The sequence below is a fragment of the Pseudomonas sp. genome (genome assembly GCF_049645325.1).
Taxonomy (GTDB): domain Bacteria; phylum Pseudomonadota; class Gammaproteobacteria; order Pseudomonadales; family Pseudomonadaceae; genus Aquipseudomonas.
Map to the genome: position 1 here is coordinate 1 of NZ_JBARTQ010000199.1, position 4,074 is coordinate 4,074.

6 protein-coding genes are annotated in these 4,074 nt (G+C 59.4%); 1 reads left to right on the forward strand and 5 read right to left on the reverse strand.

All coding sequences use genetic code 11. The features are described from left to right. Positions 1–64: hypothetical protein (locus WBB95_RS08790; RefSeq protein ID WP_424487232.1), on the reverse strand; the 64-nt coding region annotated here is incomplete at its 3' end. An 11-nt stretch (positions 65–75) separates the two neighbouring features. Beyond that, on the reverse strand, positions 76–2,190 hold the full coding sequence (gene flhA, locus WBB95_RS08795) for a flagellar biosynthesis protein FlhA (protein WP_424487233.1): 2,115 nt from the start codon (positions 2,188–2,190) through the stop codon (positions 76–78). Between the two features lie 559 nt (positions 2,191–2,749). Here flhA and WBB95_RS08800 point away from each other — a divergent pair. After that, positions 2,750–3,007: a DUF6124 family protein gene (locus WBB95_RS08800; protein WP_424487228.1), complete on the forward strand. Its 258-nt coding sequence runs from the start codon at positions 2,750–2,752 to the stop codon at positions 3,005–3,007. A 143-nt stretch (positions 3,008–3,150) separates the two neighbouring features. Here WBB95_RS08800 and WBB95_RS08805 read toward each other — a convergent pair whose 3' ends face one another. The 3 genes from WBB95_RS08805 to WBB95_RS08815 all read right to left on the reverse strand — a co-directional run bounded on the left by WBB95_RS08805 (position 3,151) and on the right by WBB95_RS08815 (position 3,909). Further along, positions 3,151–3,354 carry a cold-shock protein gene (locus WBB95_RS08805; protein WP_424487229.1) on the reverse strand — a complete coding sequence of 68 codons (204 nt, stop codon included), beginning with the start codon at positions 3,352–3,354 and terminating at the stop codon, positions 3,151–3,153. 45 nt (positions 3,355–3,399) lie between these two features. Further along, on the reverse strand, positions 3,400–3,600 hold the full coding sequence (locus tag WBB95_RS08810) for a cold-shock protein (RefSeq protein WP_424487230.1): 201 nt from the start codon (positions 3,598–3,600) through the stop codon (positions 3,400–3,402). 147 nt (positions 3,601–3,747) lie between these two features. Beyond that, positions 3,748–3,909 (reverse strand): cold-shock protein, encoded by a 162-nt coding sequence (locus WBB95_RS08815; protein ID WP_424487231.1) that lies wholly within the window; start codon positions 3,907–3,909, stop codon positions 3,748–3,750. Between the last annotated feature and the right edge of the window lie 165 nt (positions 3,910–4,074).

Consider the following 4,074-nt stretch of genomic DNA (forward strand, 5'->3'; position numbering starts at 1 on the left):
GCTCATCACGTACCAGTTTCATGGCCTGACGCATATCGGCGGCGAAAAAACGCTTAACTTGCATAACCCACTACCTCAGCCGTTGGGCCCTACTGTCGCGACGATAGTCACTTGCTTGTTGTCAGGAATTTCCTGATAAGCCAAAACGTGCAAATTCGGAACTGCCAGGCGTCCAAACCGCGACAACATTGCCCGGACCGGGCCCGCCACCAGAAGAATCACCGGGTGGCCCTGCATTTCCTGGCGTTGTGCGGCGTCGATCAACGAACGCTGCAGTTTTTCAGCCATGCTTGGCTCCAGCAGAACGCCCTCTTCCTGGCCTTGTCCTGCCTTCTGAATACTATTGAGCAATATTTGTTCCAACCTTGGTTCCAAGGTGATAACAGGCAGCTCAGACTCAACGCCTACAATGCTTTGCACGATTGCACGGGACAACCCGACACGCACTGCGGCCACCAGAGCGGCAGTATCTTGACTCTTGGCGGCATTGTTGGCGATGGCCTCGGCAATGCTGCGAATGTCGCGCACCGGCACCTGTTCGGCGAGCAAGGCTTGCAGCACCTTGAGCAACTGCGACAGCGAGAGCACGCCCGGCACCAGTTCTTCGGCCAGTTTTGGCGAGGCTTTGGCCAACAACCCCATCAATTGCTGGACTTCCTCGTGGCCGATCAGCTCGTGGGAGTGCTTGTACAGAATCTGGTTGAGGTGCGTGGCGACCACGGTGCTGGCGTCTACCACGGTGTAACCGAGGGACTGTGCCTGGCTGCGCTGGCTGACTTCGATCCACACCGCTTCCAGGCCGAAAGCCGGATCTTTGGCGGTAATGCCATTCAGTGTGCCGAACACCTGCCCCGGGTTGATCGCCAACTCGCGGTCCGGGTAGATCTCGGCTTCGGCGAGGATCACGCCCATCAGGGTCAGGCGATAGGCGCTGGGGGCCAGGTCGAGGTTGTCGCGAATGTGCACGGTGGGCATCAAGAAGCCCAGGTCCTGCGACAGCTTTTTGCGCACACCCTTGATCCGCGCGAGCAACTGGCCGCCCTGGTTGCGGTCCACCAGCGGAATCAGGCGGTAGCCGACTTCCAGGCCGATCATGTCGATCGGGGTCACGTCGTCCCAGCCCAACTCCTTGGTTTCCTGGGCGCGGGCCGGCGACGGCAGCAGGTCCTGCTGGCGCGCGACTTCCTGCTGGGCCAGCACCTTGACCTGGTTTTGCTTGCGCCAGAACAGGTAGGCACCCCCGGCCGCCATGGCCGCCATGCTCAAGAACGAGACGTGTGGCATGCCCGGCACAATGCCCATGATCGCCATGATGCCGGCCGCCACGGCCAACGCCTTGGGCGATGCGAACATCTGGCGGCTGATCTGCTTGCCCATGTCTTCGGAGCCCGAAGCACGGGTTACCATGATGGCCGCCGCTGTGGATAACAACAGTGATGGCAATTGCGCCACTAAACCGTCACCGATGGTCAGCAAGGCGTATACCTTGCCCGCATCGCCGAAGGTCATGCCGTGCTGGAAGATACCGACCGCCATGCCGCCGATCAGGTTGATGAACAAAATCAACAGGCCCGCGATGGCGTCACCGCGCACGAATTTGCTGGCACCGTCCATGGAACCGTAGAACTCGGCTTCCTGGGCGACTTCCAGACGACGGGATTTGGCTTGGTTCTGGTCGATCAGGCCAGCGTTGAGGTCGGCGTCGATCGCCATTTGTTTGCCGGGCATGGCGTCGAGGGTAAAGCGCGCGCTCACCTCGGAAATCCGCCCGGCACCCTTGGTCACCACCACGAAGTTGATGATCATCAAGATCGCGAACACCACGATACCGACCACGTAGTTGCCGCCGATCACCACTTCACCGAAGGCCTGGATCACCTTACCGGCGGCGGCGTGGCCGTCCTGACCGTGGAGCATCACCACCCGCGTGGACGCCACGTTCAGCGCCAGGCGCAGCAGGGTCGCGATCAGCAGGATGGTCGGGAACACCGCGAAATCCAGCGGCCGCAAGGCATACACGCAGACCAGCAGGACGACGACGGACAGGGCAATGTTGAAGGTAAAAAACACGTCGAGCAGGAACGGCGGCATCGGCAACATCATCATTGCCAGCATCACCAGCAACAACAACGGCACACCCAGATTGCCCCGCGACAAGTCAGTCAGGGTGCCACGGGCCGTGCTGAGCATTTGAGAACGATCTACCACCGGTATTCCTCGTGTTCCTTGAAGCAAAGTTTTGACGCCTGAGGCGTCCTGAAGGCGGTATTGCAAGAAGCCTTCCAACTTTGGTTTCAGGGCGACGATCGTCGAGTGGTAACCGGTTCAACTGTGGGAGCTGGCTTGCCTGCGATTGCGGTGGGTCAGGCACTGAAGGGCCAGCCATGAGTCAGCCATCGCAGGCAAGCCAGCTCCCACAGTTGGATGGGGGTGTATCTGTTGTTACTGAGGAAATTTCCGACAAGGTTTTCGGGTTGCCCCTAGGAACCGGGCCCCCTAGTCTCCGTACACCGCTGCAAATGCAGTGGTCGGGCGTCGCGGCCCGGTTTACTACGGAACAGAAGCACCATATCCCTTTCAGTGAGCGATTTTTTATCGTCTACTGTGCGGCGCTATGGCGGCTGTGCGCGGGATACCTTCGGGTATGCCGGGTTCCTTGGTAACCGGTCCGCGAACCTGCGCACAGCTGCCACCCTCCCTCGCGTCGCGGCGATCAGTGGCAGCTCCACCTTTACCGAGGAACTTCACAATGATCAAATCCACCCCAAATCCCCCACCCAGCGTCATCCTCACCCTCATCGACGGCATCAGCACCGAAGACCTGCTGGTCAACCTCACCGAAAACCTGGCATCCGCCCACGCCCTGACCTGCGACTTCGCCTTTGATCTAGAGGGAACACAGCGAGAAGGTGCGCTGGGTATTGCGCAGCTGCTTGAGGTCGGCCGATTGCTGGCTGAGCGACTGCTGAATGACAGAGCGCCCTCGCCAGCGACAGAACCTGCCTGAATGATCGTGATGATCGTTCCCACGCTCTGCGTGGGAATGCAGCCTGGGACGCTCCGCGTCCCGACTTGAGCCCGGCGCGACGGTGACGCAGAGCGTCACGGGAGGCATCCCCACGCGGGAGCGTGGGAACGATCAATGAGCCGTCACGCGGGTCGCACATCCGTAGCCTGAGGTCCTTTTGCTCCCTGCCCTATCTCGAACTCCACCTTCTGGTTTTCTTCAAGCGTCTTGAACCCATCACCTTTAATTGCAGAAAAATGAACAAAAAGATCAGGTCCGTCACCATCCTGGGTAATAAACCCAAAACCCTTCTCCGCGTTAAACCACTTCACTTTGCCCGTCGCCATTACCGTTCTCCTGACATCCTGCTCAAAAAATCCGCACCCGGCTCGCTAGATACGTCTGATACAAAACGCAAACACACCCTTTGGCCGATGAATTCTCGCGAACTGTACCCGCTGGCCTTCTCTCCAACGGGTATACGCCGAACTCAAGCGATCCAGACACACCGGCTCATCATCGCCATCCAGCGCAATCAGCCCTTCACCGGTCTTGCGGTCATAAACCTTGATCGTGCCCGTCACCGCTTCCATCATCCTTCCCCTGCATCTCGTTACTACTTGCGCACAGTGTCTGGCACCATAAAACCGCGAGAACGCCGAACTGGCTACTGTCAGAGTTGACAGGTAGCCGGGGATTAACGACCAGTGGTAGTGACTGTTTGCTGAGCTGGCGGGAGGTTACTTTTTTCGCTTGCGAGATTTTCGTGCCTTGGGCGGCGCATCGATTTCGCCGCAGGGATTGCCCCTTGCCTGAATGGGTACCGCATTGCCTTCGCGGTCGCGGGCGACAAAACCAATACCCTTGACGGCGTCAAACCACCTGACCGTAGCCCTGTCCATGACCGCTCTCCCGAGCCGCGCATGACGGCGCACCTCGCCGCTCTATCAAACAGTGAAGGCAATACAATGGCTACTGTCAAAGTTGACAGGTAGGGCCAGGGTTCAGACAAACGGCCAAGTCGCCCCTTGAGCCGCCATCGCGGGCAAGCCCGGCGCCCACAGGGG

Bases quoted from the DNA above. Each gene is read 5' to 3' on its own strand.
- flhA (WP_424487233.1), bottom strand. From the start codon at position 2,190: ATGCTCAGCACGGCCCGTGGCACCCTGACTGACTTGTCGCGGGGCAAT.
- WBB95_RS08800 (WP_424487228.1), top strand. From the start codon at position 2,750: ATGATCAAATCCACCCCAAATCCCCCACCCAGCGTCATCCTCACCCTC.
- WBB95_RS08810 (WP_424487230.1), bottom strand. From the start codon at position 3,600: ATGGAAGCGGTGACGGGCACGATCAAGGTTTATGACCGCAAGACCGGT.
- WBB95_RS08815 (WP_424487231.1), bottom strand. From the start codon at position 3,909: ATGGACAGGGCTACGGTCAGGTGGTTTGACGCCGTCAAGGGTATTGGT.
- WBB95_RS08805 (WP_424487229.1), bottom strand. From the start codon at position 3,354: ATGGCGACGGGCAAAGTGAAGTGGTTTAACGCGGAGAAGGGTTTTGGG.